We start from the raw sequence: 4,250 nt of genomic DNA on the forward strand, positions 1-4,250 counted from the left end.
TCCTTTCCAAGTTTTTATTATTTTCTCTGTCCCTAAGAGGTTAATCCTTTAGGGTCTGTTACTACATAAGAAGAGTGCATTTGCATTAGATTTGGCTTTACATAAAATCTTGTCTTGCCTGATCCAGAACCACCTATTACTAATACATTTTTATTTCTAGCATATTTAGGATTTTTAGGTCTTGAATTCATTGTAAGTCTTTCAGTATTAGTTATAAGAACATTGTTTTCAAACTTAGGGTCAATATATGGAGCAATATCCTTACTTTCTCCCCATCTTGCAGATCCATATTCCTTGCCTTGCCTATATTTCTTTTTATTTTTACCTTTACTATAAACAATTAGCTTAACAAGACCAGCAACTGAAATACCTACTAACAAGTCCCTTGGATTAATACTTGGTATATAAGATAAAGTTCCTATATCAGAAATTCCCACCATTAATCTATCAATAATATCTCCTCCTACATAAGAATTTATGTGCTTAGAAAAGATATTTCCAATGTAGCAAAATGATAAATAAGGAATGTTTGCTAATATAAATTTCTTTGGGTTGTCTATTTTAATTAAGTTTTTAATATCAGAAAGAATGGCTTCTAATACCTTATTCATCGTAGAAACCTTCACTATCTAATAAAATTAGTAGGTAGTGTCTTCCCTTTGGTGTTATAAATGTTTGTATGCCTACAAGTGTACCTAGTGGATCAACCCATTCTTTTACTTCAAAATATCCCTTGTTCTTATCTGCATAAGGTAAGAGTTTCTTTTTCTTATCTCTATAAATTAATCCCTTATCCATTAAAAAACTTATAAATTGATTTTGTGGTATTCCTAACTCTTTGGCAGTATTTCTAAAGTTTGTAAGTAGGTTATAATCTACTAATTTGTCATAATAATCTGCCTTTGGTCTTAATTCGTCAATTTCTTCTTCTCTTTCGGCAATAATTCTATTGGCTACCAGAATTGCATCTGCAAGTAGCTCTTCGTTAGTTTTCTTTTCTTGACCAGCTATATATCCTCCATTTTTTCTAATACTTGGTAAGACTTCTCTCGTTACCCAAGCTTTGAATATTTTTGCTTGTGGTAATTTTGATGAGAGGATAAGTGAATACAAACCTGATTCGTTAATTATTGAAATATTCTGTATTCCTCCCGGGGTGTTCCATTTCGTTACACCCTTATCTTCCTCATCTACATGGTCATAAACAGCTTTTCTTGGATTGACATATCCCAACATAGTTGCTACTTCATTTGCTATAAAGAAAAACTCACCGTCTTTTTCTATAACAGTGAGTTTCCCAAAATTCTTATTTTCAAATGTTTTTAAATTACTTATCATAAGCTTTGCTCCTTATGTTTATTTTTAACCTTATCTTTGCTGATAGTGTCCTTAGCCATATCTTTAAACTTATTTATAGTCTTCGTTATTGAATCTTTTCTATCGGCCTTTCTTTCAGAAGCCTTAACTGCTTTTTTAAAGGCATGTTCCATTACCTTTATATCCTTAGATTGAAAAAACACAGAGTGGTTACCAGTTTCCTTATCTTTCATAACAGAAAACTTCACTCCGTGTTTGTTTAAAATTTTCTTTAGTTCTTTTAACTCAGGATCCTTTAGGTTAATTTCTTCTAACTGTCCCTTTTTAACCATATCTTTTAGCTTTACTTCTTCTCCGTTATTTTTTATTACATTTTTCAAACCTCCTTGTTCTTCTATTTGTTTGTGAACTTTCTTTAAGGCATCAAGAATTGCTTTACTTGTTGCTTTTGCAAGTCTTACTTCAAGATTAAGACTTGACCTGGATACTTCTTCATTAATCATCTATTCCACCTCCATATAAAAGTAACTCTTTGTATTTTCTTAACTTCTCTTGTTGAATTTTTCTTCTAAAATCTTCTCCCGTAACTTTAACTGGTATTGTCATTTCAAGTATTCTTGAATATATTCTCTGATACTCAAGTTCAATATTAGGATTTTGAATAATTTCTAATGATAAATTTGTAGTAAAAATTGTCGGCCTACCCTTTAAGTATCTTGAGTTTATAATGTTATATACTTGCTCTCTTGCATAAGATGTATCCCTTTCAATTCCAAGGTCATCTAAGATTAATAAAGGAATATTAGATAGGTTACTTATTATTTCATTTGAATCAACCTTAAATGCAGATTTTTGTATTTGATTTATAACCTGAGATAAATTCATAATCTTAACTTTAACTTGTTCTCTTTCAATTAATTCATTTGCAATAGAACAAGCAAGATAAGTCTTTCCACTGCCAACATCTCCATAAAATAAAAGTCCAACATTGTCTTCCTTCATTTGCTCAAAACTCTTGGCATAATTGTAAGCAACCTTGTAAGCTTGACCTTTTTCATTTAAGAATCTCTCAAAAGTATATTGGTGTTGGTTTGGCGATGAAAAACAATCTCTTTTTAGCGATGATATTCTCGTTAATATTTCTCTTTCTGAATTTTTCTTATCTCTTTTTATTTCACATTCACATTTAATTCTTGGAATAAACTTTGTAAATCCAAGGTCAAGTAATTCTCCATCGACTCTTTTACCGCATACCTTGCAATAGATATGCCCATTTCTTTCAATATCATTTTCTCTTAATACAAAATCTTTTAAGCTCTTCATAAACTCTCTCCTATATCGTAATTCATTTTCCTTGTTGTATTATCATTAATGTTTTTTGCCTGATCATTAAGATACCAATTGATTATCGTTGCCTTGTGGTCTTGATATTCTCTGTTATTTGCTTTCATATAAGACGAGAGCCTATCAATGTATGCACTAATTCTACTTCCTAACTCATTTGTTAAGTCCTTGTATTCTTCATCAGTCAAAAATATATTTTTATATATTCCATAAGGCTTTTGCCCTTTACTAAAATCATTCTTTCTTAACTCATTATTACTAATATTGTTATAGTTACTTTCCGATTTTCGAAAATCTTGATTTTCGATATTCGAATCTCTTGAATTTCGATTATCGAACTTCTGGAATTTTGTTTTTCGAAATTCTTGATTTTTAAATTTCGTATTATTAAATATGCTCATAAAGTCTTTAACATAGATTCTGTTAGGCTTTCCAAGTCCTTGTCTTTTCTTTTCAATCAGTCCTATCCCTGATTTAATATCAAGCTCAGCTATTAATTTATTTGCTTTTTCACTCGCACAATTAAATTGATCTTTTATACTTTCTATTGTGTAGTAAATAAAGACTTTTCCATCTTCATCTATCCATCCATTTTTATATGAAAGACCCATTCGATTAAGCATATATGAATACAAAACTTTAGCTTCAATAGAAATGCTATCAAAAATTTCATCTTCCATTAATACCATAGGCAACCTAATGAAGTTATACATCTCAGATTGCCTATTATAGAAATAATCAAAATTCATCTTTACCTCCTTTCTGTGAAATAAAAAAGACGACAGAATTATTACTTTCTATCGTCTACGATTGTCTAATATTTATTTTTCTTTAAATTGATTTTATTGTATAGTTTAATAATTCTAATAATCCAATAACATATATACCTAATTTAGGTAATCCAAATGGACTAAATAAAAATGCTAATATTAGTGCTTCAATTACAATTTGCTTGTCTCCTTGAAATATGCTAGCTAATCCAATTATAAAAATTAAAGTAGAAACTACGCTTAACAACGCAGTACTCAAACTTAATATGAAGGTTAAAAAAGCTATTAGCAAACTCAACACTAATCTTATCGGTAATAAAATTATTCTAATTATCCATCTCATACATACCCCTAAAAATTAAACTGGGATTCATAACAAACCCCAGTTTCATAATTAGCGTGTCCTTTAATATAATTTTGATCCTGCTGGAATATTATCATCCAACATTATTAAGTTAAGTTTTTCTTCTCCGTCGTACTCACAAATTGCAGATATAATCATACCTTCTGAGTCGATTCCCATCATCTTACGAGGAGGAAGATTACAAATTGCAAGCAATGTCTTTCCAATTAAGCTCTCTGCGCTGTAATATTCCTTAATACCAGATAAAATAACTCTTTCTTTTTCAGAACCATCATCTAATGTAAATTTCAAAAGTTTTTTTGACTTTGGAACTTCTTCGCAGTTCTTAACTTTTACAACTCTAAAATCAGATTTTGAGAAAGTTTCAAAATCAACCATATCTTCAAATAATGGTTCAACTTTCACTTTTGAAAAGTCGATTTTTTCTGTCGTAAGTTTGTCGTAAGTTTCGTAAG

General features: G+C 29.9%; 6 protein-coding genes and 1 pseudogene. All 7 read right to left on the bottom strand.

What is annotated here, in order from left to right; all coding sequences use genetic code 11:
- Nucleotides 1-44 precede the first annotated feature (44 nt).
- Nucleotides 45-611: pseudogene (locus tag HMPREF2782_RS04665) on the bottom strand (type IV secretory system conjugative DNA transfer family protein); the annotation flags it as partial.
- Entirely contained in the window at nt 604-1,338 is a 735-nt protein-coding gene (locus HMPREF2782_RS04670) for a phage antirepressor KilAC domain-containing protein (protein WP_070641234.1), read from the bottom strand. The pseudogene HMPREF2782_RS04665 and the gene HMPREF2782_RS04670, both read right to left, overlap by 8 nt.
- Nucleotides 1,335-1,820, bottom strand: coding sequence for a PcfB family protein (locus HMPREF2782_RS04675; RefSeq protein WP_000606600.1), 486 nt, complete (start codon nt 1,818-1,820; stop codon nt 1,335-1,337). Before HMPREF2782_RS04675 ends, HMPREF2782_RS04670 begins: the two co-directional genes overlap by 4 nt.
- Complete coding sequence (locus HMPREF2782_RS04680) at nt 1,813-2,640, bottom strand: ATP-binding protein (protein WP_070641236.1); 828 nt, start codon at nt 2,638-2,640, stop codon at nt 1,813-1,815. The genes HMPREF2782_RS04675 and HMPREF2782_RS04680 overlap by 8 nt, the downstream gene beginning before the upstream one ends.
- Nucleotides 2,637-3,410, bottom strand: coding sequence for a replication initiator protein A (locus tag HMPREF2782_RS04685; protein ID WP_070641238.1), 774 nt, complete (start codon nt 3,408-3,410; stop codon nt 2,637-2,639). The genes HMPREF2782_RS04680 and HMPREF2782_RS04685 overlap by 4 nt, the downstream gene beginning before the upstream one ends.
- 82 nt (nt 3,411-3,492) lie before the next feature.
- Nucleotides 3,493-3,774, bottom strand: a complete 282-nt coding sequence (locus HMPREF2782_RS04690; RefSeq protein ID WP_039880650.1) for a CD1845 family protein — start codon at nt 3,772-3,774, stop codon at nt 3,493-3,495.
- Between the two features lie 63 nt (nt 3,775-3,837).
- On the bottom strand, nt 3,838-4,250 hold a 413-nt coding region (metG, locus tag HMPREF2782_RS04695), incomplete at its 5' end, for a methionine--tRNA ligase subunit beta (protein WP_070641240.1).

This window comes from Anaerococcus sp. HMSC068A02 (genome assembly GCF_001811125.1).
Lineage (GTDB): Bacteria > Bacillota > Clostridia > Tissierellales > Peptoniphilaceae > Anaerococcus > Anaerococcus vaginalis_C.